At 68.5% G+C, this 21,802-nt stretch carries 19 protein-coding genes, 2 tRNA genes and 1 riboswitch; of the genes, 6 read left to right on the top strand and 15 right to left on the bottom strand.

The annotated features are described in order from the left end of the window. Positions 1-69 precede the first annotated feature (69 nt). Genes R2K23_RS07805 through R2K23_RS07785 form a run of 5 tightly spaced genes read right to left on the bottom strand, consistent with a single transcriptional unit; the run spans position 70 to position 6,067 of the window. Entirely contained in the window at positions 70-870 is an 801-nt protein-coding gene (locus tag R2K23_RS07805; protein ID WP_316515792.1) for an HpcH/HpaI aldolase/citrate lyase family protein, read from the bottom strand. Then, positions 870-1,358 (bottom strand): MaoC family dehydratase, encoded by a 489-nt coding sequence (locus tag R2K23_RS07800; protein ID WP_316515790.1) that lies wholly within the window; start codon positions 1,356-1,358, stop codon positions 870-872. The genes R2K23_RS07805 and R2K23_RS07800 overlap by 1 nt, the downstream gene beginning before the upstream one ends. A 2-nt stretch (positions 1,359-1,360) precedes the next feature. Then, positions 1,361-2,521 (bottom strand): acyl-CoA dehydrogenase family protein, encoded by a 1,161-nt coding sequence (locus tag R2K23_RS07795; protein ID WP_316515788.1) that lies wholly within the window; start codon positions 2,519-2,521, stop codon positions 1,361-1,363. Continuing rightward, positions 2,514-4,508 (bottom strand): acetyl/propionyl/methylcrotonyl-CoA carboxylase subunit alpha, encoded by a 1,995-nt coding sequence (locus R2K23_RS07790; RefSeq protein WP_316515785.1) that lies wholly within the window; start codon positions 4,506-4,508, stop codon positions 2,514-2,516. Before R2K23_RS07790 ends, R2K23_RS07795 begins: the two co-directional genes overlap by 8 nt. Before the next feature lie 8 nt (positions 4,509-4,516). Continuing rightward, positions 4,517-6,067 (bottom strand): carboxyl transferase domain-containing protein, encoded by a 1,551-nt coding sequence (locus R2K23_RS07785; protein ID WP_316515783.1) that lies wholly within the window; start codon positions 6,065-6,067, stop codon positions 4,517-4,519. Between the two features lie 90 nt (positions 6,068-6,157). On the opposite strand from R2K23_RS07785, the gene R2K23_RS07780 reads away from it, so the two are divergent. Then, on the top strand, positions 6,158-6,787 hold the full coding sequence (locus R2K23_RS07780) for an SACE_7040 family transcriptional regulator (RefSeq protein WP_316515782.1): 630 nt from the start codon (positions 6,158-6,160) through the stop codon (positions 6,785-6,787). On the opposite strand, the gene R2K23_RS07775 is transcribed toward R2K23_RS07780, so the two are convergent. From R2K23_RS07775 to R2K23_RS07765, 3 genes are all read right to left on the bottom strand, one after another. Beyond that, complete coding sequence (locus tag R2K23_RS07775; RefSeq protein WP_170217432.1) at positions 6,784-6,939, bottom strand: DUF6131 family protein; 156 nt, start codon at positions 6,937-6,939, stop codon at positions 6,784-6,786. The genes R2K23_RS07780 and R2K23_RS07775 overlap by 4 nt on opposite strands. A gap of 42 nt (positions 6,940-6,981) precedes the next feature. Next, entirely contained in the window at positions 6,982-7,182 is a 201-nt protein-coding gene (locus tag R2K23_RS07770) for a hypothetical protein (RefSeq protein ID WP_316515778.1), read from the bottom strand. Positions 7,183-7,273: 91 nt separating this feature from the next. Then, on the bottom strand, positions 7,274-9,166 hold the full coding sequence (locus R2K23_RS07765) for an alpha/beta hydrolase family protein (protein ID WP_316515777.1): 1,893 nt from the start codon (positions 9,164-9,166) through the stop codon (positions 7,274-7,276). Between the two features lie 135 nt (positions 9,167-9,301). Between R2K23_RS07765 and R2K23_RS07760 the strand changes: the two genes are divergently transcribed. Next, positions 9,302-10,051 carry an MmpS family transport accessory protein gene (locus R2K23_RS07760; protein WP_316515775.1) on the top strand — a complete coding sequence of 250 codons (750 nt, stop codon included), beginning with the start codon at positions 9,302-9,304 and terminating at the stop codon, positions 10,049-10,051. Between the two features lies 1 nt (position 10,052). Here the strand turns inward: R2K23_RS07760 and R2K23_RS07755 are convergent, their stop codons facing one another. Continuing rightward, positions 10,053-11,405 carry an MFS transporter gene (locus R2K23_RS07755; protein WP_316515772.1) on the bottom strand — a complete coding sequence of 451 codons (1,353 nt, stop codon included), beginning with the start codon at positions 11,403-11,405 and terminating at the stop codon, positions 10,053-10,055. Between the two features lie 59 nt (positions 11,406-11,464). Here R2K23_RS07755 and cmrA point away from each other — a divergent pair, with 59 nt between their 5' ends. After that, positions 11,465-12,271 (top strand): mycolate reductase, encoded by an 807-nt coding sequence (gene cmrA, locus R2K23_RS07750; protein WP_316515770.1) that lies wholly within the window; start codon positions 11,465-11,467, stop codon positions 12,269-12,271. Between the two features lie 17 nt (positions 12,272-12,288). Here cmrA and R2K23_RS07745 read toward each other — a convergent pair whose 3' ends face one another. Beyond that, positions 12,289-13,836 carry a helicase HerA-like domain-containing protein gene (locus R2K23_RS07745; RefSeq protein ID WP_316515768.1) on the bottom strand — a complete coding sequence of 516 codons (1,548 nt, stop codon included), beginning with the start codon at positions 13,834-13,836 and terminating at the stop codon, positions 12,289-12,291. A 163-nt stretch (positions 13,837-13,999) separates the two neighbouring features. Here R2K23_RS07745 and orn point away from each other — a divergent pair, with 163 nt between their 5' ends. Together orn and R2K23_RS07735 are read left to right on the top strand one after the other, a co-directional pair. Continuing rightward, complete coding sequence (gene orn / locus R2K23_RS07740; protein WP_316515766.1) at positions 14,000-14,635, top strand: oligoribonuclease; 636 nt, start codon at positions 14,000-14,002, stop codon at positions 14,633-14,635. 46 nt (positions 14,636-14,681) lie between these two features. Further along, positions 14,682-14,754: transfer RNA gene (locus R2K23_RS07735), tRNA-His, on the top strand. 99 nt (positions 14,755-14,853) lie between these two features. On the opposite strand, the gene R2K23_RS07730 is transcribed toward R2K23_RS07735, so the two are convergent. The 4 genes from R2K23_RS07730 to R2K23_RS07715 all read right to left on the bottom strand — a co-directional run bounded on the left by R2K23_RS07730 (position 14,854) and on the right by R2K23_RS07715 (position 20,275). Beyond that, positions 14,854-16,530, bottom strand: coding sequence for a PPE family protein (locus R2K23_RS07730; protein WP_316515764.1), 1,677 nt, complete (start codon positions 16,528-16,530; stop codon positions 14,854-14,856). Between the two features lie 65 nt (positions 16,531-16,595). Beyond that, positions 16,596-16,783: riboswitch (cobalamin riboswitch) on the bottom strand. Positions 16,784-16,797: 14 nt separating this feature from the next. After that, positions 16,798-17,766 carry an acyl-ACP desaturase gene (locus tag R2K23_RS07725; RefSeq protein ID WP_316515762.1) on the bottom strand — a complete coding sequence of 323 codons (969 nt, stop codon included), beginning with the start codon at positions 17,764-17,766 and terminating at the stop codon, positions 16,798-16,800. Positions 17,767-17,861: 95 nt separating this feature from the next. Then, a complete protein-coding gene (locus R2K23_RS07720; protein WP_316515761.1) occupies positions 17,862-18,995 on the bottom strand; it encodes a transporter substrate-binding domain-containing protein in 1,134 nt (377 codons plus the stop codon). 65 nt (positions 18,996-19,060) lie between these two features. Further along, a complete protein-coding gene (locus tag R2K23_RS07715) occupies positions 19,061-20,275 on the bottom strand; it encodes a L,D-transpeptidase (RefSeq protein ID WP_316515758.1) in 1,215 nt (404 codons plus the stop codon). Between the two features lie 164 nt (positions 20,276-20,439). Here R2K23_RS07715 and R2K23_RS07710 point away from each other — a divergent pair. Continuing rightward, positions 20,440-20,512, top strand: a tRNA-Lys gene (locus R2K23_RS07710). Between the two features lie 4 nt (positions 20,513-20,516). Here the strand turns inward: R2K23_RS07710 and R2K23_RS07705 are convergent. Beyond that, the gene (locus R2K23_RS07705) at positions 20,517-21,782 is read right to left on the bottom strand and encodes an MFS transporter (RefSeq protein WP_396893551.1); all 1,266 of its coding nucleotides are present in this window, start codon (positions 21,780-21,782) and stop codon (positions 20,517-20,519) included. Between the last annotated feature and the right edge of the window lie 20 nt (positions 21,783-21,802).

Below are 21,802 nucleotides of genomic sequence, written 5' to 3'. Positions count from 1 at the left end.
TTAGGTCAGCTCCAGCGCGGGGCCAGTCGAGCATCCGCTTGTGGCGGTATGCCAGCCAGCGTCCGAGTGTCAGGGCGCGAGCTGCACGATTCGCTCTGCTCGCCTTAGCACTGGCGCATCCACCATTATGCCCTCGAAAGCGAAAGCACCGCGCTGTTGTTCGGCGGCGGCCAGGACGTGTCGCGCCCACTGCACCTGTTCGGCGGACGGCGCGTAGCCCTCCCGGATGACGGCGACCTGGCTGGGATGGATTGCCACCTTGATGTCGAAGCCGACGGCCACCGCGTCGTCGACCTCGCGCCGCAGCCCGTCGAGGTTCTTGATGTCGATGTACACCGAGTCCAGGGCCTGCTTGCCGAACGCCTTGGCGGCCAGCAGCGACCGCGACCGCACGTACTTGGCGACGTCCCGGTAGGAATCGTCGGGAAAGCGGTTCGCGGTGCCGCCCAGGAAACCGAAGAGGTCCTCGGCTCCCCACATCACGCCGACGGTGTTGTCCGCGGCGGCAGTCTCGTCGACCTTGAGCGCACCCAGCGGGGTCTCGACGATCAGCACGACCTCCAGCGGAGCCAGCGCGCTCACCTGCTGCGCGGACTCGCATTTCGGCAACATCACGGTGTCGTACTCGGTGCGGGACAGCGCCTCGAGATCGAGTTTCTGTTCCGGCGAGTCGCCGGCGTTGATCCGGATCACGGTGCGGCGCGGATCCAGCGGCGTGCTCAGCAACGCCTCGCGGGCGGCGGCCTTGTCGCCGGCGCCGTCCTCGAGGTCGAGGATGACGATGTCGGCGGCCGCGGCGGCCTTCTCGAAGCGCTCGGGTCGGTCGGCCGGGCAGAACAGCCAGGCGGGTCCGGCGTTGTCGAGTGGCACTAGTCCTCCTGAGGTTTCTTGCGCACCATGGTCTTTCGCGAGGCCGTGGCCACCACATCACCGTGCTGGTTGCGGGCGGTGTGGGCGAAGGTGACGATGCCCTCCCCGGGTCGACTCTTGGACTCCCGCTTGTCGGTGACGACGGTCTCGGCGTACAGGGTATCGCCGTGGAACAGCGGCTTCGGAAAGGCGATGTCGGAGAAGCCGAGGTTGCCGACGATGGTGCCCTGGGTCAGCTGGGTGACCGACAGGCCCACCAGCGTCGACAGCGTGAACATCGAGTTCACCAGGCGCTGGTTGAACGGCGGCAGCGCGTCGGAGAACGCGGCGTCGAGGTGCAGCGCCTGGGTGTTCATCGTCAGCGTGGTGAACAGCACGTTGTCGGCCTCGGTGATGGTCCGGCCGGGCGCGTGCACGTACCGCACGCCGATCTCGAACTCCTCGTACCACAGGCCGCGCTGGTGGACGACCTTCTCCGGCTCCGTCATTCTCAGATTCCCATCTGTCGCGCGATGATCATCAGCTGCACTTCGGTTGTCCCCTCGCCGATCTCCAGGATCTTGCTGTCGCGGTAGTGCCGCGCGACCGCGTACTCGTTCATGAATCCGTAGCCACCGTGGATCTGCGTGGCGTCGCGCGCGTTGTCCATCGCAGCCTCGCTGGCCACCATCTTGGCCACCGCGGCCTCCTTCTTGAACGGCTTGCCCGCGAGCATCAGCGCGGCTGCGTCGTAGTAGGCGGTGCGGGCGGCGTGAGCGCGCGCCTCCATCCGGGCCAGCTTGAACTCGATGGCCTGATAGTTGGCGATGGGCTGCCCGAACGCCGAGCGTTCCTTGGCGTACTTGACGCTCTCGTCCACGCAGCCCTGCGCCGCACCGACCGACAGCGCCGCGATCGCGATGCGCCCCTCGTCGAGGATGCGCAGGAAGTTCGCATAGCCGCGGCCCCGCTCGCCGAGCAGGTTCTCCTCGGGCACCCGAACGTCGTCGAAGCTCAGCGGGTGGGTGTCCGAGGCGTTCCAGCCGACCTTGTTGTAGGCGGGTTCGGCGGTGAAGCCCGCGGTGGGCACCGGAACCAGGATCGAGCTGATCTCGGGCTTGTCCGGGGTGCCGCCGGTGACCGCCGTGACGGTGACCAGCTTGGTGATGTCGGTGCCGGAGTTGGTGATGAACTGCTTGGAGCCGTTGATCACCCAGTGCCCGTCGTCGAGACGCGCGGTGGTCTTGGTGGCGCCGGCGTCGCTGCCGCCGCCGGCCTCGGTCAGCCCGAACGCGCCGAGCGCCTGCCCGCTGGTCAGCTGCGGCAGCCAGGCCTGTTTCTGTTCCTCGGTGCCGAACCGGTAGACGGGCATCGCGCCGAGCGACACGCCCGCCTCCAGGGTGATCGCGACGCTCTGGTCGACCTTGCCGAGTTCCTCCAGCGCCAGGCACAGCGCGAAGTAGTCGCCACCCATGCCCCCGTACTCCTCCGGGAACGGCAGGCCGAACAACCCCATGTTGGCCATCCCGGCCACCACTTCGTACGGGAAGCTGTGTTCGGCATCGTGTTTGGCGGCCACCGGCGCGACGACGTTCTGGGCGAAGTCGCGCACGGTCTTGGCCAGTTCGGCGTAGTCGTCGGGCAGGTTGCCGGTCGACAGGTAATCAGTCATTTGTTGCTTCCTTCTGAGTTGCGGTGATGCGGGCCAGCGGCTGACCCACCTTCACCTGATCGCCCACGGCGACAAGAATTTCCACCACACCGTCCACCGGTGCGCTCAACGAGTGCTCCATCTTCATGGCCTCCACCGCGACCACCACCGCACCCGCGCTGACCTGATCGCCGTCGGCCGCGTTGACCGCCACCACCGCACCCGGCATGGGGCTGACGAGTTCGGCGTCCCCGCTGTGCTCGTCGTCGGGACGCACCGGCGCCTCGCGGACCTCCTCGGCCATCATCACCCCGGCCGGGCCGGCCAGCCAGATCTGGTGGTCGGACTCGGCCACCCGGTACTGCGTGCGCAGCCCGTCGAGCACCACGGTCAACACGTCGGCCTCGAGGGCGGCGTGCAGCGTGCGCCGCTCCCCCTGTTCGACGACGACGGCGGTGGCGGCGTCGGGGGTGCCGGTGATCGCCACGTGGTCGGTGCGGTCCCCGGAGCGCAGTCGCAGCACGGTGGCCGCCGCTTCTCCCATTCGCCACCCCGAGGGCACGCTCCACAGCGAGTCCGCGCCCTGGGCCCAGCGCTGCAGCCAGCGGTAGGCCGCCGCCGCGATCAGCTCCCGATCGTCGGTCACCGGCGCGTGGTAATCACCGACGCGGCGGTCCAGCAGTCCGGTGTCGAGTCGGCCGGCGGCCACGTCGGGGTCGGCCAGCAGGAACCGCAGGAAGTCGATGTTGGTGACGACACCCAGCACCGCGGTCTGCGTCAACGCGCGGTCGAGGCCGGCCAGCGCCGCGTCCCGGTCGGGTCCGTGGGCGATCACCTTGGCCAGCATCGGGTCGTAGTCGCTGCCGACGACCGCGCCGGCCCGCAGGCCGGAGTCGATCCGCACGCCCACGGACTCCGGTTCGGCCAGCGCCAGGACGGGCCCGCCGGTCGGCAGGAAGCCGCGGGCGGCGTCCTCGGCGTAGACCCGGGCCTCGACGGCGTGCCCGCGCATCTCGATGCCGTCCTGGCCGACCGGCAACTGTTCGCCGGCGGCGATGCGGACCTGCCACTCCACCAGGTCCCAGCCCGTCACCAGTTCGGTGACCGGGTGCTCGACCTGAAGGCGGGTGTTCATTTCCATGAAGAAGAATTCGTCGGGTTTGTCGGCCGAGACGATGAACTCGACGGTACCCGCGCCGCGGTAGTCGACGCTGCGGGCGGTGTCGCACGCCGCGGCGCCGATCCGGGCCCGGGTCTGCGCGTCCAGCAGCGGGGAGGGCGCTTCCTCGATCACCTTCTGGTGGCGCCGCTGCAGGCTGCACTCCCGCTCGCCGAGGTGGATCACGTTGCCGTGGGCGTCGGCGAGCACCTGGACCTCGATGTGCCTGGGGCGCAGCACGAACCGCTCCATGAACAGCGTGTCGTCGCCGAAGGCGGCCGCCGACTCGCGGCGGGCGCTGACCAGGGCAGCGGGCAACTCCGCGGGGTCCGCCACCATCCGCATGCCCTTGCCGCCGCCACCGGCCGAGGGCTTGACCAGCACGGGGTAGCCGATGTCCTCGGCGGCGGCGAGCAGTTCGGCATCGGTGAGACCGGGCCGGGCGATGCCGGGGACCACCGGCACGTCGAACCGGGACACCGTCGCCTTGGCGGTGATCTTGTCACCCATGGTGGCGATGGCGTCGGCCGGCGGCCCGATGAACACGATGCCGGCCCGTTGCAGGGCGGCCGCGAATTCGGCGTTCTCGGAGAGGAATCCGTAACCCGGGTGGACGGCCTGGGCTCCGGTGCGCACCGCGGCGTCGACCACCTTCTCGATGTCGAGGTAGCTCTGCCGGGCCGGCGCGGGGCCGATCAGGACCGCGGTGTCGGCCTCGGCGACGTGCCGCGCCTGCGCGTCGGCCTCGCTGAAGACGGCCACGGTGCGGATGCCCATCCGCTTGAGGGTGCGGATGACGCGCACGGCGATCTCGCCGCGGTTGGCAATCAGAACGGTGTCAAAGGACATATCGGTTCTCACATCCGGAACACGCCGTAGGACACCGGTTCGACCGGTGCGTTACCGACAGCTGAAAGGGCAAGGCCAAGAACGGTTCTGGTGTCGGCAGGGTCGATGACCCCGTCGTCCCACAGGCGGGCGGTGGAGTAGTAGGGGTTGCCCTGGTGCTCGTACTGCTCGCGGATGGGCGCCTTGAACGCTTCCTCCTCCTCGGCGCTCATGTCGCCGCGCACGGTGGCCAGCACCGAGGCGGCTTGCTCGCCGCCCATCACCGAGATCCGCGCGTTGGGCCACATCCACAAAAAGCGCGGCGAGTAGGCCCGACCGCACATCGAGTAATTGCCGGCGCCGTAGGAGCCGCCGATGACCATGGTGAGCTTGGGCACCCGCGCGCAGGCCACGGCGGTGACCATCTTGGCGCCGTGCTTGGCGATACCGCCGGCCTCGTAGTCGCGCCCCACCATGAAGCCGGCGATGTTCTGCAGGAACACCAGCGGGATCAGGCGCTTGTCGCACAGTTCGATGAAATGCGCTCCCTTGAGCGCCGATTCGCCGAACAGCACGCCGTTGTTGGCGACGATGCCGACGGGATGGCCGTGGATGTGGGCGAAGCCGGTGACCAGGGTGGTGCCGTATTCGGCCTTGAACTCGCTGAATTCGCCGCCGTCGACGATGCGGGTGATGACTTCGCGTACGTCGTAGGGCACCCGGGAGTCGACCGGGACCACGTCGTAGAGCTCGTTCTGGTCGGCGATCGGCGCCACGGTGGGCCGCACCTCCCAGGGCGGCGCGGAGACCGGGCCGAGCGTGGAGACGATGCGCCGGACGATGCGCAGCGCGTCGCGGTCGTCGTGCGCCAGGTGGTCGGTGACCCCGGAGACCTTGGAATGCAGGTCGCCGCCGCCGAGGTCCTCGGCACTGACCACTTCCCCGGTCGCGGCCTTCACCAGCGGCGGACCGCCGAGGAAGATGGTGCCCTGGTTGCGGACGATGACGGCCTCGTCGCTCATCGCGGGAACGTAGGCGCCGCCGGCGGTACACGAGCCGAGCACCGCTGCGATCTGCGCGATGCCGGCGGCGCTCATGGTCGCCTGGTTGTAGAAGATGCGGCCGAAATGCTCACGGTCCGGGAACACCTCGTCCTGCCGGGGCAGGAAGGCCCCGCCGGAGTCGACGAGGTAGATGCACGGCAGCCGGTTCTCCAGGGCGATCTCCTGGGCCCGCAGATGCTTCTTGACCGTGATCGGGTAGTAGGTGCCGCCTTTCACGGTGGCGTCGTTGGCCACGATCATGCATTCCCGGCCCGAGACGCGGCCGACCCCGGCGATCATGCCCGCCCCCGGCGACTCGTCGTCGTACATGCCGTCGGCCGCCAGCGGCGCGACCTCCAGCAGCGGGCTGCCGGGATCCAACAGGCCGTCCACGCGCTCGCGCGGCAGCAGCTTGCCCCGCTCGACATGTCGCTGCCGGGCGCGCTCGGAACCGCCCAACGCCACGGCGGCGAGCTTTGATCGCAGCTGCGCGACCAGAGCCAGATGCTCGTCGCGGTTCGAGGTCGCAAGTGCCATCGCGCGTCCCATCAATTGAGTTAATGACGACTAACTCGTGGTATGTTAGTCGTCATTAACTCAAAGGTCCAGACCCACCCCAGGAGGCCGATGCCCGTGCCCCCCGCATCGGATGCGGATGCACCGGTGACCAACCGGCGCTCCCGGCGGAAATCCGACCGCCGCTCCCAGCTTCTGGCCGCCGCCGAGCGCCAGTTCGCCGAGCGCGGCTTCCTGGCGGTGCGTCTCGAGGACATCGGGGCGGCCGCCGACGTCAGCGGGCCGGCGATCTACCGGCACTTCCCCAACAAGGAAGCGCTGCTGGTCGAGTTGCTGGTGGAGATCAGCACCCGACTGCTGGCGGGCGGCCGGGCGGTGGTCGACGACGCGGCCGGTGACGCCGGAGCCGCGCTGGCGGCACTGGTCGATTTTCACCTCGACTTCACCCTCGGCGAGCCGGACCTGATCCGAATCCAGGACCGCGACCTCATTCACCTCCCGCCGGCCGCGGCGCGACAGGTGCGCCGCAGCCAGCGCCAGTACGTCGAGATCTGGGTGCGGGTATTGCGCGACCTCGACGGCGCTCTCGACGAGGACGAGGCCCGGGTGATGGCGCACGCCGCCTTCGGTCTGATGAACTCGACCCCGTACAGCACAAAGCCGGCCGGTGGGAAACCGGCCGGCTTGCGCACGCGGGCTGTGCTGCGAGCGATGACGCTCGCCGCGCTGGCTACTGGCTAATACCAGTACTTTCGACCGCCCACCGGGCGACCGACGGCACCGAGGATCCACAGCACGGCGCCGATCACCAGCAGGATGATGCCGATCGTGGTCAGGATGCTGATGCTCAGCACATATCCGAGGATGAGCAGAATGATTCCCAGGACAATCATGGTTGACTCCGTTCGATTAGTCGGATCTCGAAATTCAAAAGACTATGGGCTGGGTTGCGGCAATCTGCACCCCTCTACTTTCGGATTGACACCGGCGTAATTCAATGGCCCCGCGAGAACCGTCAAAGCAATGGTCCCCGCGCTGGCGCAATTGGTTTCACTGTTCTCGAAATACCCGCGCTGGAAGGTCGCAAATGCTCCGATCAACATCCATACCACTGCAACAACGGTGAGTATTCGCATGTGAACCCTCCGTTCGCTCGACTCTCCGGCGGACAGAGGTTTACCCGGACGTTGATATTCCAAACATCACAATTTCGTCATACCGGCTGGACTAGGCGCCCGGCGGGCGGGAGAAGGCGATGCCCAGCCAGCTGCGCACCTCGTCGGCCATGCGCGCCCGGTTCTCCCGTTTGGCGATCTCGTGGCCGTCGTCCTCGAACAGCAAATACCGCACGGTTCGCCCGCGCTCCAGCAAAGCCTCGTACATCTGCTCGGACTCACTCACCGGGACATTGGTGTCGTTTCCGCCGTGGATCAGTAACAGCGGCGCGATCAGTGCGTCGGCCCGCGGCAGCGGCGAAAGACTCTCCAACAAGTCGTAATCGCTGACCGGATGCCCGTATTTGGGATAGGCCGCCGCGGCGATCCACGCCTCGGTGTTGCGATAGAAACTGTTCAGATCGCTCATGCCGCAGATGCTCACCCCGGCCGCGAACAACTCGGGGTGGAACGTCAGCGCGGCCAACGTCAGATAGCCGCCGTAGGACCACCCGCCGCACGCGATCCGGGACGGGTCGGCATAGCCGCACGACACCAGGTACTTGACGCAGTCGGCGACGTCGTCGATCGCGGCGAACCGCTTCTCGCGATCGTCGGCGTGCATGAACTCCCGGCCCAGTCCCCCCGAGCCCCGTACGTTCGGCGCGAAGACGGTGATCCCCGCGTCCGACAACAGCGGGAAGATCTCGTTGTAGTCGGGCCGGGACTGCCCCTCCGGCCCGCCGTGCAGGTAGATGAACGCCCCCGCGTCGTGCACCCCCGGCGGGGGCGCGTACCGCCACCCGGTGATGGTCAGACCGTCTCGGGCGGCGAAGGTTTCCAGCGTGGGCGTAGTACCGACGGGGCCGGACATGGGCGCCCGGTCCACCGGCTCCCACTCCAGGGTGCGGGTGTCGACGAGTTCGACCGTGCGCGGCTGCGAGGGGCTCTGCACGGTCAGGGCCACCATCGCCCCGCCCGCGCTGATGGACAGCTCGCCGGCGACCAGGCCAGGCAGCGGGATCGGGTCGCTGAGCATCCGGTCGGTGTAGCGCATGATCTGTAACTCGCTGCAGCCGTAGAGGTTCCACAGCAGCGCCACGGTGGAGAGGTCGTCGCTGATGACGAATTCGTCGAGTTCGAAGCCCGGCCGCTCGGCCACCACGTGATAGGACACCCCGTCGGCGGTCACGGTCACCTCGAGCAACCGCGCGTGCGTGGTGCCGTTGTCGCTGCGGATGAGTGCGCGCACGAAGCCCTCGGTGCTGTCCGGACCGTACTCCTTGGCGGGGTAATACAGCTGCATGGCATCGCTGTCGGCGCCGTGCCGCAACCGCCGCGGCATGTGGTCGTCCAGGATCACCCCGGCATCGGTGACGGAACCCGGATCGTAAGGGAGCAAGGCGATTTCGGTGTTTCCGTGCAGCATCAACAGCTCTCGATAGCCGCGCGGGCCCACCCGGATCAGCGCCGAACCCGCCCAGGAGTCCACCAGCCGGCCCGCGGAACGCCGGTCCAACACCTCCCGGGCACCGGTGCGGGGATCGATCAGGCAGGACAGCCCGACCCCGTCCTCACCGGTCAGGATGGCCGACACCCGGGTGCCGTCCCATCCGATCAGCTCGGCGGTGCCCTCGCTGCTGTCGTCGGTCTGCGTACTCCAGGCGTCGATGCGGCGCGCGTCCCGGTCGTCGGGATCGGTGGTCACCACCCAGATCTGCGTGCGCTCCCGTCCGTCGGGGGCGACCTCGCAAGCCAGCCAGTGCCCGTCGGGCGAGTGGATGACCCGGGTGACCGGGCCCTCGACCGGAAGTTCGACGTCGCGCGAGGAACTGGCCCGCCAGCCGCGCAGGAAGCGCTGCACCGCGCGGGGATAACCGCCGTCGTCGACGATGTTGGCGAACGCGGTGGCGTCAGGGGACAGCGAAGCGCCGTAGATCGCGCGTACCTGCGCCCGCACAGCCATCACTCCTCGTCCTCGGTCTGATCCGCACGCTACCCGCGGCGGCCGCACGGCAAACGGGGGATGACGCGACTCACGGATTCCGGCACGATCCTCGGCACTTCCGGCCCGCGGGTAGCCTGCACTCATGAGGTGGGCATGAGCGATCCCCGGCGACCCTATGGGTCCGACCCGAACCAGCCCGGTTGGTCACCTCCGACCGAGCCGTTGGGTGACCGGAATCCCCCGTACACCGATCCTGCGTACGCGGGGCAGTTCAGCTACCCCAGTTACACCCCGCCGCCGGACGCGACCCGTGAGCTGCCGCCGTACTGGACGCAGACCCAGCACCAGCCGTCGGGCGACGCGCCGCCCCCGCCACCCCCGGAGCCCCCGCGTTCGCCGCGCTGGCTGTGGGTGCTGGCCGGCGGCGCAGTGCTGCTGGTGATCGGTCTGGTGGTGGCCATGGTGATCGCCAACGGCACCTCCGAGCGGGACCGGGCGGTGGCGCCGTTGCCGCCGCTGCCCGAGCCGACCGCGACCAACCCGCCGCCGACCGTCACGCGCACGCCCACCACCACGCGGCCCGTCGTCCCCCCGCCGCGGACGACCGAATCGCCGACCACCACCGCGCCGTCGGGGGCCACCGAAACCGTGGTCTACAGCGTCACCGGTGAGGGCCGGGCGATCAGCATCACCTATGTGGACTCGGGTGCGTTGATGCAGATGGAGTTCAACGTCGCGTTGCCGTGGAGCAAGCAGGTCACCCTCAGCGCTCCCGCGTCCAGCACGGCGAGCGTGACGGTGTTGACCTTCGACCGTGAGGTGACCTGCTCGGTCACCGTCGACGGTCAGCAGGTGCAGCAGCGCACCGGTTCGGGTCTCACCATGTGTGTCGGGACGCGCTGACTCAGCGGTCGCGTTCGGCGGTCTGGGCCCGCGGTTGTTCGGGCGGCCCGTCGGCCCGGTAGCGGCCCGGTGTGCGCACGAACAACATTCCGGTCAGGCCCGCCACCAGCACCACCAGGATGCCGCCCAGTCCCGCACGGTCGGTGCCGAAGGCGTCGACGAACAGGAAGAACAGCCACGGCGCCAGGAAGGACACCGCGCGCCCGGTCATGGTGTAGAGCCCGAAGGCCACGCCCTCGCGTCCGTCGGCCGACATCCGCAACAGCAGGTTGCGCGCCGCGGCCTGGGCGGGCCCGAGGAACAGACACAGCGTCAGCCCGCAGACCCAGAATACCGTGGGCCCCGACAACGCCAGCATGACCAGACCGACCGCGACCATGGCCGCCAGCGAACCGACGATGACGGGTTTGGCGCCCACCCGGTCGTCGACGTGGCCGCCGAGCACCGCGCCGGTCGCCGCGATCACCAGGGCGGCCATCCCGAAGATCAGGACGTCGGCCGGCGAGATGCCGTAGACCTTGACGCCGAGCACCGCGCCGAAGGTGAAGACGCCGGCCAGCCCGTCCCGGAAGACCGCGCTGGCCAGCAGGTAGTACACCAGGTTGCGGTCGCGCGCCCACTCCATCCGCAGGTCGGCCCAGACCCGTCGGTAGGCGCCGAACAGGCCGATCGACGGCGGCGGTTCGGGGGTGAGCGGGGTGATGTGCTGGGCGGTCAGCAACAGAGGCACGGCGAACAGCGCGAACCACGCCGCGGCGACCAGCATCACCATGCGGACGTTGAAGCCGTCCTCGACGGGCAGATCGAGCAGGCCGCGGGTGGGTCCGTCGCCCATGATGAACCCGAGGTAGACGATGAGCAAAAGCAGCACACTGCCGAAATAGCCTGCCCCCGAACCCAGTCCGGAGATCCGGCCGGAGGTCGCCGGCGTGGAGAGCTGCCGCAGCATCGCGTTGTACGGCACCCCGGCCAGGTCCCCGCACGCGGCGGTCGCGGCCAACAACACCAGGCCGGCGAACAGATACGACGAGTCGTCGTGGATCAGGCTCATCGCCGCGGTCAGCAGCACGGCCAGTCCGGTCAGCACCGTGAGCGCCCGACGGCGCAGATGTGGGGCCTGCACCCACACCCCGGTCACCGGCGCCAGGATCGCGACGGTCAGGCCCGCCACGGTCAGCGCCCGCCCCAGCCAACTGGCCGGGGACGCCCCGCCGGGCATGCCTTCGCCCACCGACTCGGTCAGGTAGACCGAGAACACGAAGGTGACGACAATCGCATTGAGGCCGACGAACCCGCAATCCCACAACGCCCAGGCCGCGACCCGTGATTTTGCCGGGGCCGGGGGCTGCGTCATGGTCGGCACTCTACGGGTCCGGGACCATTCGGCCGATCCGTCCCTCGTACCATGACCGCATGCCCGTTCCCCCACCCAGTCCGGATGCCCGCGCCGTCGTCACCGGCGCCTCGCAGGGCATCGGTGAGGCGCTGGCCGCCGAACTCGCCGCCCGCGGACACAGTCTCATCGTCACCGCCCGCCGCGCCGAGGTGCTCGCCGACCTCGCCGCGCGCCTCACCGATCGCTACGGAGTGACCGTCGAGGTCCGGGCGGTGGACCTCACCGACGCCGGGCAACGCGGAGAACTGGCCGACGAGTTGCGCTCCCGCAACATCTCGATTCTGTGCAACAACGCCGGCACCGCCACCTTCGGGCCGGTCGCCGAGCTGGATCCGGCCGCCGAGCAGGCCCAGGTGGCGCTCAACGTCATTGCGGTGCACGACCTTACGCTCGCGGTGCTGCCCGGCATGGTCGAGCGCGGCGCCGGCGGCATCCTGACCTCAGGTTCGGCCGCCGGGAACTCCCCGATTCCCAACAACGCCACCTACGCGGCCAGCAAGGCCTTTGCGAACACTTTCAGCGAGTCGCTGCGCGGTGAGCTGAAGAAGGCCGGCATCCACGTGACGGTCCTGGCGCCGGGCCCGGTGCGCACCGAACTGCCGGACCCGGAAGAGCGGTCGCTGGTCGAGAAGGTGATCCCGGATTTCCTTTGGATCAACACCGAGTACACCGCGAAGGTGTCCCTGGATGCGCTGGAGCGCAACCGGATGCGGGTGGTGCCGGGCCTGACCTCCAAGGCCATGTCGGTGGCCGCCGGCTACGCGCCGCGCAGCATCGTCGCGCCGATCGTCGGGGCGGTCTACAAGAAACTCGGCGGCGAGTAGCGACGGCCGACCGCGCCCTACCGGCGGCGGCGACGTCCGGTGCCGAAGATGCTGCGGGTGATCTCGCGGCCGATCACGGTGCCCGCGGACCGCATGGCGCTCTTGAAGGCCGGGCTGTCCATCATCTTCTCGAAGAACCCGGGCTCGGGTGGGGCGGCCGGCGCGGGCATCGGCGGGATCTCGATCCCGGTGGGCACCGGCGGCAGCTCGTCCTGGGCGGGCGGGGCGATGCTGGCCATCAGCCGCTCGTAGGCCGAGTCCCGGTCCACGGTCTGGCCGTATTCGGCCTGCAGCGTGCTGGCGCGGGCGGCCGCGGCGATGGCGTCGTTGCCGATGGTGTCCATCAGCGACCGCGGCGCGCGCATCATGGTCCAGGCCACCGGCGTCGGCGCGCCCTTCTCGGAGAGCACCGTGACGATCGCCTCGCCCGTCCCCAGCGACTTCAGGGCCTCCTCGAGGTCGTACACCTCGGTCTTGGGGTAGGTGCGCACCGTCTTCGACAGCGCCTTCTGGTCGTCGGGGGTGAAGGCGCGCAACGCATGCTGCACGCGCGCGCCCAGCTGGGACAGCACCGCGTTGGGGATGTCGGTGGGCAGCTGCGTGCAGAAGAACACGCCGACGCCCTTCGAGCGGATGAGCTTGACGGTCTGCTCGACCTGCTCGAGGAACGCCTTGGACGCGTCGGAGAACAGCAGGTGCGCCTCGTCGAAGACGAACACCAGCTTGGGTTTGTCGATGTCGCCGACCTCCGGCAGGAAGGTGAACAGGTCGGCCAGCACCCACATCAGGAAGGTGGAGAACATCACCGGTCGGGTGGCCTGGTTGCCGAGCTCCAGCAGCGTGATGATGCCGCGGCCCTGGGCGTCGACGCGCATCAGGTCCGCGGGATCCAGTTCAGGCTCGCCGAAGAATGTGTCGGCCCCCTCGGCCTCCAGGTTGACCAGCGCGCGCAGGATCACCCCGGCGGTGGTGGTCGACACCGCGCCCAGGGCCTTGCGCTCGGCCTTGCCCTCGTCGCTGATCAGGTACTGGATGACCGCGCGCAGATCCTTGAGGTCCAGCAGCGGCAGACCCTTCTGGTCCGCCCAGTGGAAGATCAGACCCAATGTGGATTCCTGGGTCTGGTTGAGGTCCAGCACCTTTGACAGCAGAATCGGCCCGAAGCTGGTGATGGTGGCGCGGATCGGCACCCCGATTCCGGAGGTGCCCAGCGACAGGAACTCGACCGGGAACCCGGTCGGCGTCCAGTCGTCGGCGGTGTCGGTGGCGCGCTGGGTGACCCGCTCCCCCGGTTCGCCCGGCTTCGACAGGCCCGACAGGTCGCCCTTGACGTCGGCCATCAGCACCGGGACGCCCGCAGCCGACAACTGCTCGGCCATCACCTGCAGCGACTTGGTCTTGCCGGTGCCGGTGGCGCCGGCCACCAGGCCGTGCCGGTTCAGGGTCGCCAGCGGGATGCGCACCCGGGCCTTGGGATCCACGGTGCCGTCGACGATCACCGAGCCCAACTCGAGCGCTGCCCCGTCCACCGCGTAGCCGCCGGCAATGTGTTGGGCAGGGGTCATCGCCGATCCAGTCCCGGTGGATTGCGTGCTCACAGCCGAAGTCCTCTCGCCAAGTGTCCGGGGTCCAGCAACCCACGACATTACTTGCCCGGTCGTCACCTGCGACGGGCTGTCGGGGGACGGATCACACGTGAACGACGCGGGGGGCCTACTGTTGATCGCTGTGCGTGACGAATTGGTGTGGATCGATTGCGAGATGACGGGGCTGAATCTGCAGTCCGACCGACTCATCGAGATTGCCGTGTTGGTCACCGACGCCGAGCTCAACATCCTCGGCGACGGTCTGGATGTGGTGATCCATACCGACGAGGCCGCGCTGACCGGAATGATCGACGTCGTCACCCAGATGCACACGCGCTCCGGGCTCATCAACGAGGTCCGGGCCTCCACGGTGGACGTGGCCACCGCCGAGCAGATGGTGCTCGACCACATCAAGCAGCACGTCAAACAGGCCAAGACGGCGCCGTTGTGCGGCAACTCGATTGCCACCGACCGCGGCTTCATCAGCCGCGACATGCCCGCCCTCGACGACTACCTGCACTACCGGATGATCGACGTGAGCTCCATCAAGGAGCTGTGCCGGCGCTGGTATCCGCGGATCTACTTCGGTCAGCCGGAAAAGGGCCTGGCGCACCGGGCGCTGGCGGACATCCACGAGTCGATCCGCGAGTTGAAGTACTACCGCAGCACCGCGTTCGTCCCGCAGCCCGGGCCTTCTACCAGCGACATCGCGGCCGTCGCGGCCGAACTCGGGCCGCCGGGCCAAACCGATTCGGCTGTCGAGGACTCGACCGGCTAAGATCGACCACGCTGCGCAAGCGGGTCCGCCCGGCCAGGCAGCAATGGTGGCTGTAGTTCAGTTGGTAGAGCACCAGGTTGTGATCCTGGGGGTCGCGGGTTCGAGTCCCGTCAGCCACCCCGAAGAGAACACCGCCGCCCCGGCAATCTGCCGGGGCGGCGGTGTTTTTCGTTGGGTCTCCCCCGTGCCCGCGCTTTCCCGCGTGCGCGGGCGGCCACTCAGTCCCGGGCGTCGCCCCAGGTGCCCGGCAGCATCGGTGTGGTCACGGTGCCGTCGAAGGCATCGGCGGCGACGGTGGTCAACCCGGTCGGCGGTGGTGCCGACTTTCGGGGCGCGGTCCCGCTCAACCCCATCGTGCCCGCGCCCCGCTCCGACGGCGTCGCGTCCGGTTCCAGGTCCATGTACTCGTGACCGCGGCCCAACTGCTGCGTCTGAGCCCGGCGCCGGCGCGCCTTCTGCTGCTCCTTTTCCTCCTCGACCGCGGGTGCGGCGGCCGGGGTGTCGGCGTCCTCGACCTCCGGGGCCCGGCGTCGGTTGCGGCTGCGGTTGCTCGCGCCCCGCTTGGCGCCCGCCGCCAGCCCACCGACGAGGTAGCCGAAGGCATCCATGTTCCCCACGGTCGGCGGTGATGCGGTCGGCGGCGGTGGGCCGGGCGCGGGCGGGGCCGGGGCCGCCGGGGCCGGTGACGGCGCCGGCACCGAGGCCGACGACGGAACCGGCGCGGGTGCGGGCGTCGGGGCCAGCGCGAGGGCCACGGGCGTGGGCGGGGGCGGTGCCATGGGGATCACCGGCAGCGCGTTCTGCAGCCCGACCGCCAGGCCGGCCGCGCCCAGCATGCCGCCGGCGGCCAGCGGCGCACCGGCGGCCACCGTGGCCAGGATCGGCAGCAACACCGGCAGCGCCACCAGCAACACCTGCTGCAGCGTCGTCTTCAACAACGCGATGGTGTCGGTGGTGATGGCCACGAACATCGCCCCGGCCCCGAACAGCAGGGTGTAGGCGATGGCCGTGGGGTTACCGGAGGCGAACGCGATGCCGATGTCGGCCAGGACAAAGCCGGCGGTCTGCGACAGGTAGGCGACGTACTGGCTGATGTCCATCGGATAGCCCAGTGCGAAAGCCAGATTGAACGGGTGGAAGAAGCTCAGCGGGTTGCCGGTCCACGGCAGGTAGGGATCGATGCCGGCGAACAGATCGGCGATGAAGGGGTTGTTGTTCAGCCCCTGGATCAGCGGATCGAGGACCTCGTAATAGAAGTCGGTGTAACCGATCTGGTCGAACCAGTCCAGGTAGTCGTTGGTCTTGTCCGGCGGCGGCTCGGACTCGGCGGCCTGTGACATGGTGGCCATCGAGGGTGCGGCCAGGATCTCCGGTGCGGCAACGATTTCCGGAGCGCTGCTCAGGGTGGTGGTGGCGACACCGTCGTAGACGCTCATCACGGTGGCGGCCTGCACCCACATCCGGGCGTAGTCGGCCTCGTTGACCGCGATCGGAATGGTGTTGACGCCGAAGAAGTTGGTGCTCACCAGAACCGCCCGCGTGGCCTGGTTGGCGGCCAGTTCCGCCAGGGTCGGCATGCCGGCCAGGGCGGTCGTGTAGGCCGCCGCGGCGGTTTCCTGCTGGGCCGCGCGCACCGCGCTGTCGGCGCTCTGCTGCGCCAACCACGCGAGGTACGGCGCGTGCGCCGCGACATAGGTTGTGGCGCTGGGGCCCTCCCATGCGCCGCTGCTCACGCTGCCCAGCAACGCGGTCAGCTCCGCGGCAACCTCGGCGTACTCGGCGCTCAGGGCGGTCCAGGCGCCCGCGCTGGCCAGCAACGGGCCGGCCCCCGGCCCGGCCGAGAGCAGACCGGACCAGACTTCCGGAGGGGCGGCCAGGTAGATCGGGGCGGTCATCGACGATCGCTCCAGGCTGTGAAAGACACTGTCTTACACGGCTTTCTCGGGGTACACCGCCCCGGGTAGCAGGATGCAATGACGCGAGTGTCCTGGCTCTCGGATCGCCGCTCGCCTCGCCTTCCAGCTTGCGCCGTGGCAGTTGAGGTTCGCTCCCCGATGACAGTGGCGGGACCGCGCCGGATTCACACCGGTTTCCTACATCGTCATCACCTAACCGGTGGATTATGACATGTCAGGCGGGCCCGCCCCGCAGAGCATCTCAGCTCAGACCGCCGGCGCCTCTCTGCGCTGGGCCTCGCGCGCCAGCAGTCGGTCGCGCTGTTCCTCGAACTTGATCACCTGGCGCTGAAGGCCTTCCAGGAAGGTGGCGAGCTGTTCGCGGCGTTGTTCGCCGCGGGCGGTGAAGTCGTCACGGTCGAAGATGCGCCACTTGCGCAGCACCGGCCGGACGACCTCGTCGAGATGCTGGCGGGGGTCGTAGATGCCGTGCTTGGCCATCAAGACGCCGTTCCGTCGAAAGTTGGGCATGCCCTGCCCGGGCATGCGGAAGTTCTCCACCACGCTGGCGACGGCCTCCAGGGCCTGATCGGGCGCGAGGTCGAGCGCCGCGGCGCACATGTCCCGGTAGAACATCATGTGCAGGTTCTCGTCGGCGGCGACCCGCTGCAGCATGCGGTCGGCGACCGGGTCGTTGCAGACCTTGCCGGTGTTGCGGTGGCTGACGCGGGTGGCGAGTTCCTGGAACGTGACGTAGGCGATCGACAGCAGAAAGTCGGTCGGGTGCTGTTCCTCTTCCTCGGCGGTGGGCCCGAAGCCGTTGGTCACGTGCTCCATGCGCGCCTGCTCGAGCACCACCGGATCGACACCGCGGGCGACCAGCAGATAGTCGCGGATGACGATGCCGTGCCGGTTCTCCTCGGCCGTCCACCGCCCGACCCAGGTCCCCCAGGCGCCGTCCATGGAGAAGTACGCGCCGGCCTGCCGGTGATAGGAGGGCAGGTTGTCCTCGGTGAGCAGGTTGGTGATCATCGCCGCCTGCGCAAGGGCGCTGAGCTGCGAGTCCGGCCCGGCCCAGTCCTGCCCGCCGAGCGCCGCGAAATCGCGCCCCCGTTCCCAGGGCACATAGTCGTGGGGGTTCCAGTCCGTGGTCACCGACAGGTGCCGGTTGAGATTGCGCTCGGCAATCGGTTCCAGCTCGGCCAGAATCACCGGGTCGGACAGTTTTCTGACCATGTGCATGTTTCCTTGCGTAGACGCCAAGCGTCAGCGTAACCTGCGCCGGCAAATTCGATGCACCCGCCAGAACACAGACCCGCAACGGAAGCGGCTCAGTTCGTATTCTCGGCGGCGGTGGCGACCGTGTCGCCGAACCACTTCTCCTTGATCAGGTTGTAGGTGCCGTCTTCACGCATCCGAAACAGCGTCTGATTGATCGGTTTGCGCAGCGGGCTGTCGAAATGGACGACAAACCCCTGGCTCTCCTCCTGGAAGATCGGCCCCGCGGTCACGGCCACACCTTCACCGCGGTGGGCCACGTAGTAGCGCAGCACGGGAGCGTCGAACACCACCGCGTCATAACCCTCTTCGCGCAACAGGTGATACGAGTCCTCGATGGTGGGGGTCTCGGTCGCCGCGATCCCTAGGTCGCGCAGGAACAACGCCGCCGTGGTGTCTGCGACCGTCGCCACGGACTTCTCGTAGAGATCCGCGGGGCCGGTGATCTTCGCGTCGAGTTTGGCGACCGTCAGAGTGGCGCTGAGGTTGGCCGAATAGAACGACACGAACACGATCGCCGCGAATCCCCACAGGATCGCCAGCCCCTTGGTGATGGTCTTCGTCGCCCGCGTGGTCGTCGAGCCAACCAGCGAGCCGATGCCCCAGCCGAACGACTGGACGATACCCGGGAAGTAGGCCCGCGACACGACCGGTTCAGCGCTGCGGCGTTCGATGAGCCAGAAGACATGTGCGGGAACCACACTGACGACGACAGCGGCGCTCAGCCAGATCAGCATGGTGCGCGAGAACAACAGGTCGAGGAACCCGCCCAGGCCGGGCACCGACGGGCGGGTGTCGTGCACGGGCACGATGATCTGCAGCCCGGCGTCGAGAGTGGGCTGGGTGAAGTCGAAATGCTGTTCTCGGTCGGCGGTCAGGGAGATCGCGCCGACGGCGACCTCGGCGCGGCGATCGGCCACGGCGGCCAGCTGTCCCCCGACGCCGTCGGTCTGGAGGTACTCGGTGGTCCAGTCCAGCCGTTTGGCGATCTCGTTCCACAAATCGATGCTGAAACCCGTCAGCTCGCCGGCGCTGGTTTCCATGACGAACGGTTCGAGGGTGTGCACGGCCACTCGCACCGGTTCCGGCGCGGGCTCGGGCTCAGATGCGGCGGCAGCCGGCGGCGCAAGACCCAGCAGGGCCGCCAACACGAATACCGCAAGCGCGCTGAAACCCCGAAGACCCATCGCAGCTACCTTGCCACACCCGATCGTGGCCGCACCCGACCATGTCGAATCCGGCCGACCCACGATCAGGCGCTGGAGTTACCGGCCTGCCATTGCTTCCACGGAATGTTCCAGTCGCCCAAGCCATCCGTGCCCGGCAACGTGTCCCCCACGGTGTTGACCACCTCGACGATGTCGCCGCGCTTGGTGTTGTTGTAGAACCACTGCGCGTTGCTGGTGCTCACGTTGATGCAGCCGTGGCTGACGTTGTCGTAGCCCTGACTTCCGACCGACCACGGCGCGCCGTGCACGTAGATACCGCTGTAGGACATCTGCGTCGCGAAGTCGACCTCGGTGCGGTACCCGTTCGGCGAGTTCACCGGCACCCCGTAGGTGGACGAGTCCATCACCAGGTGCTCGTACCGGTCGCCGACCAGGTAGGTGCCGTTCGGCGTCGGGGTGCTGTTCTTGCCCATCGAGATCGGCATGGTCTTGACCACCTCGCCGTTGACCCGCACGGTCAGCGTCTTGGTGTTGTCGTCGGCGGTGGCGATGACCTCGTCGCCGATGGTGAATTTCGTCTTGGCGTTCCCCTGCCCGAACAGGCCGTCGCCGAGATCCACCCCGTAGGTGTTGACCTCGACCTCGACGGTGGTGCCCGGCTTCCAGTATTCGGCTGGGCGCCAACGGACTTCGCGATTGTTCAGCCAGTAGAACGCACCCTGGACGGGCGGGTCGGAGGTCACCTTGATGGCGCGTTCGGCGGCCACCCGGTTCGGGATGTTCTCGTCGAAGCGGATGGCGACGGGTTGCCCGACGCCGACGGTCTGACCGTCGTTGGGCATCAGGTAGGGCATCGTCTGGTTGTCCGGCGAGTGCGTCTCGAAGGTCAACTGCCGGGTGGTGACACCGCCGAGACCCAACGAACGGGCGTTGACCGTGTAGGTCTTGTTGAAGCCGAGCGGCTCGGCGGTCTCCCAGGTCAGACCGTCAGAGCTGAGCTTGCCCTCGACGACGGTGCCGCTCTCGTTGGTCATCACCACCGAGTCCAGCACGCCCGCCGAGGCGGTGATGGTCACCGGCTTGTCCACCGGGACGCCCACCGCGCCGTCGGCGAAGGAAGCGGTGACCCGGGGCACCAGCAAATCGGCGAACGGCGTGCCCTTGTCGGCGATGCGCTCCGACGGAGCGGTCTCGGAGCCGGCACTACACGCGCTGAGCACCAGAGCGGGCAGCAGCAACAACACTGCCCACCAGGATCGATAGCCGTGCGGACGGGTCGCAGAACGGACCTGCCACATAAATACGTACACCTCACAAACGGGGCCTGCGCCAATCTTGGCAATAGTCTAAGGGCTTCGATGCCCGTCTGCGACCACGGCGTCGCGACCCCGAGCATACCGGTCGGGGGTAGCTGATTTCGTGGAGCGCGCCTTCGCCTGTTATTGTCGCTCTCGCACCAAACGCGCCGTTAGCTCAGTTGGTAGAGCAGCTGACTCTTAATCAGCGGGTCCGGGGTTCGAAACCCTGACGGCGCACAATTCACCGAGATCGGGCCGCTTGCGGCCCGATTTCGTCGTTTCGGGCCGCGACCGGCCCGCTCTCGTCGTTGCGGGTCGGCAGCGGGCCGCTGAGCGCGCCGGGCCGGGCCAGCATCGCGACCAGCAGCACCGACGCCGCGGCAATCAGGAATGCCACCTGCACACCGAGTCCGTCGGCCGCCCCGCCCAGGATCGCCGCGGCGAACGGCCGGGACCCCAGGAAGCCCACCAGCCACAGCGCCATGATCCGGCCGCGCAGGTCCTCGGGAGCGCGTTCCTGCACCACGGTGCTCAGTCCCGTCATCGCTGCGCCGAAGCCCACCCCCGCGAGCACGAATCCGATTAGCGCCGCCGCAGTGACAAAACTCACGGCCAGCAGAACGCAGCCGGCGCCGAGCAGAAACAACCCGATCGAGGACACCCAGACCGAACGCACCCGGCCCCGCATGACGGCCAACACCAACATGCTCAGCGCCGCGCCGATCCCGAACGCCGCGGACAGCGTCCCGACCAGCTGTGCACCGCCACCGAGTTGGTCGGCCATCGCCGGGGTGAGCGTGATCGACGGATCCGCGGCGAAGCCGACCGCGCCCACGGCGATCAGGCCGAGCAGCAGCGGGCGATCGCGCCAGACATAGCGCAACGCGGCGCGCACCCGGTAGTCGGCGTCCGGGATCCGTGCGGGCGGGGCCGGGAACCGCACGAGGATCAAGAAGATCGCGAAGATCAGGTGCAGGGCGGCGCTGAACGTGAACGCCGCCGAGGGACCCAGGTGCGCCGCCAGATAGGCGCCGAGGGCGGGACCGGCCACCCGGCCCGCGGTCATCGGAAGACTGTTGAGTGCCATCGCCGTCGACAGTTCGCCGGGCCGAATCAGGCTGGGCACGATGGACTGCATCGCGGGCCCGCCGATCACGAACCCGAGCCCCACCAGCAGCGTGCCGAGCAGGATCGGCATCGCGGCGCTGGTGCTGTCCGCCGACTCGGGCGTGATGGCGAACCAGATCGCGATCGACGCCGAACCGGCCACACAGAAGACCCGGCCGAGCAGGATCTGCCGGGCGGGGTTACCCAGGTCGGCCCACTTGCCGGTGATCGGGCTCAGGATCAGCTGCGGGGCGAACTGCACCACGCCGACCAGACCGACCATCAGCGCCGACTTCGTCGCCTCGTACATGACGATGGCGGCGACGATGCCGTGTGTCCACACCCCGACAACCGAGAGGACCTTGCCCCAGAACAACGTCCCGAACACCCGGTCGAACATCAGACCGAGCGCCCCGCGGG

It is taken from the genome of Mycolicibacterium sp. MU0050 (assembly GCF_963378085.1).
GTDB lineage: Bacteria > Actinomycetota > Actinomycetes > Mycobacteriales > Mycobacteriaceae > Mycobacterium > Mycobacterium wendilense.
Note: the sequence above shows the minus strand (reverse complement) of the source record. Positions and strands in the feature narration are given on the sequence as shown.

What these genes read in the sequence shown, in the direction of transcription:
- R2K23_RS07745 (WP_316515768.1), bottom strand. Translation starts at nt 13,836, where the DNA reads ATGACCCCTGCCCAACACATTGCCGGCGGCTACGCGGTGGACGGGGCA.
- R2K23_RS07790 (WP_316515785.1), bottom strand. Translation starts at nt 4,508, where the DNA reads ATGTCCTTTGACACCGTTCTGATTGCCAACCGCGGCGAGATCGCCGTG.
- R2K23_RS07785 (WP_316515783.1), bottom strand. Translation starts at nt 6,067, where the DNA reads ATGGCACTTGCGACCTCGAACCGCGACGAGCATCTGGCTCTGGTCGCG.
- R2K23_RS07765 (WP_316515777.1), bottom strand. Translation starts at nt 9,166, where the DNA reads ATGGCTGTGCGGGCGCAGGTACGCGCGATCTACGGCGCTTCGCTGTCC.
- R2K23_RS07730 (WP_316515764.1), bottom strand. Translation starts at nt 16,530, where the DNA reads ATGACCGCCCCGATCTACCTGGCCGCCCCTCCGGAAGTCTGGTCCGGT.
- R2K23_RS07770 (WP_316515778.1), bottom strand. Translation starts at nt 7,182, where the DNA reads ATGCGAATACTCACCGTTGTTGCAGTGGTATGGATGTTGATCGGAGCA.
- R2K23_RS07795 (WP_316515788.1), bottom strand. Translation starts at nt 2,521, where the DNA reads ATGACTGATTACCTGTCGACCGGCAACCTGCCCGACGACTACGCCGAA.
- R2K23_RS07755 (WP_316515772.1), bottom strand. Translation starts at nt 11,405, where the DNA reads ATGACGCAGCCCCCGGCCCCGGCAAAATCACGGGTCGCGGCCTGGGCG.
- R2K23_RS07715 (WP_316515758.1), bottom strand. Translation starts at nt 20,275, where the DNA reads ATGTGGCAGGTCCGTTCTGCGACCCGTCCGCACGGCTATCGATCCTGG.
- R2K23_RS07780 (WP_316515782.1), top strand. Translation starts at nt 6,158, where the DNA reads ATGCCCGTGCCCCCCGCATCGGATGCGGATGCACCGGTGACCAACCGG.
- R2K23_RS07725 (WP_316515762.1), bottom strand. Translation starts at nt 17,766, where the DNA reads ATGGTCAGAAAACTGTCCGACCCGGTGATTCTGGCCGAGCTGGAACCG.
- cmrA (WP_316515770.1), top strand. Translation starts at nt 11,465, where the DNA reads ATGCCCGTTCCCCCACCCAGTCCGGATGCCCGCGCCGTCGTCACCGGC.
- R2K23_RS07705 (WP_396893551.1), bottom strand. Translation starts at nt 21,782, where the DNA reads ATGTTCGACCGGGTGTTCGGGACGTTGTTCTGGGGCAAGGTCCTCTCG.
- R2K23_RS07720 (WP_316515761.1), bottom strand. Translation starts at nt 18,995, where the DNA reads ATGGGTCTTCGGGGTTTCAGCGCGCTTGCGGTATTCGTGTTGGCGGCC.
- R2K23_RS07800 (WP_316515790.1), bottom strand. Translation starts at nt 1,358, where the DNA reads ATGACGGAGCCGGAGAAGGTCGTCCACCAGCGCGGCCTGTGGTACGAG.
- R2K23_RS07760 (WP_316515775.1), top strand. Translation starts at nt 9,302, where the DNA reads ATGAGCGATCCCCGGCGACCCTATGGGTCCGACCCGAACCAGCCCGGT.
- R2K23_RS07775 (WP_170217432.1), bottom strand. Translation starts at nt 6,939, where the DNA reads ATGATTGTCCTGGGAATCATTCTGCTCATCCTCGGATATGTGCTGAGC.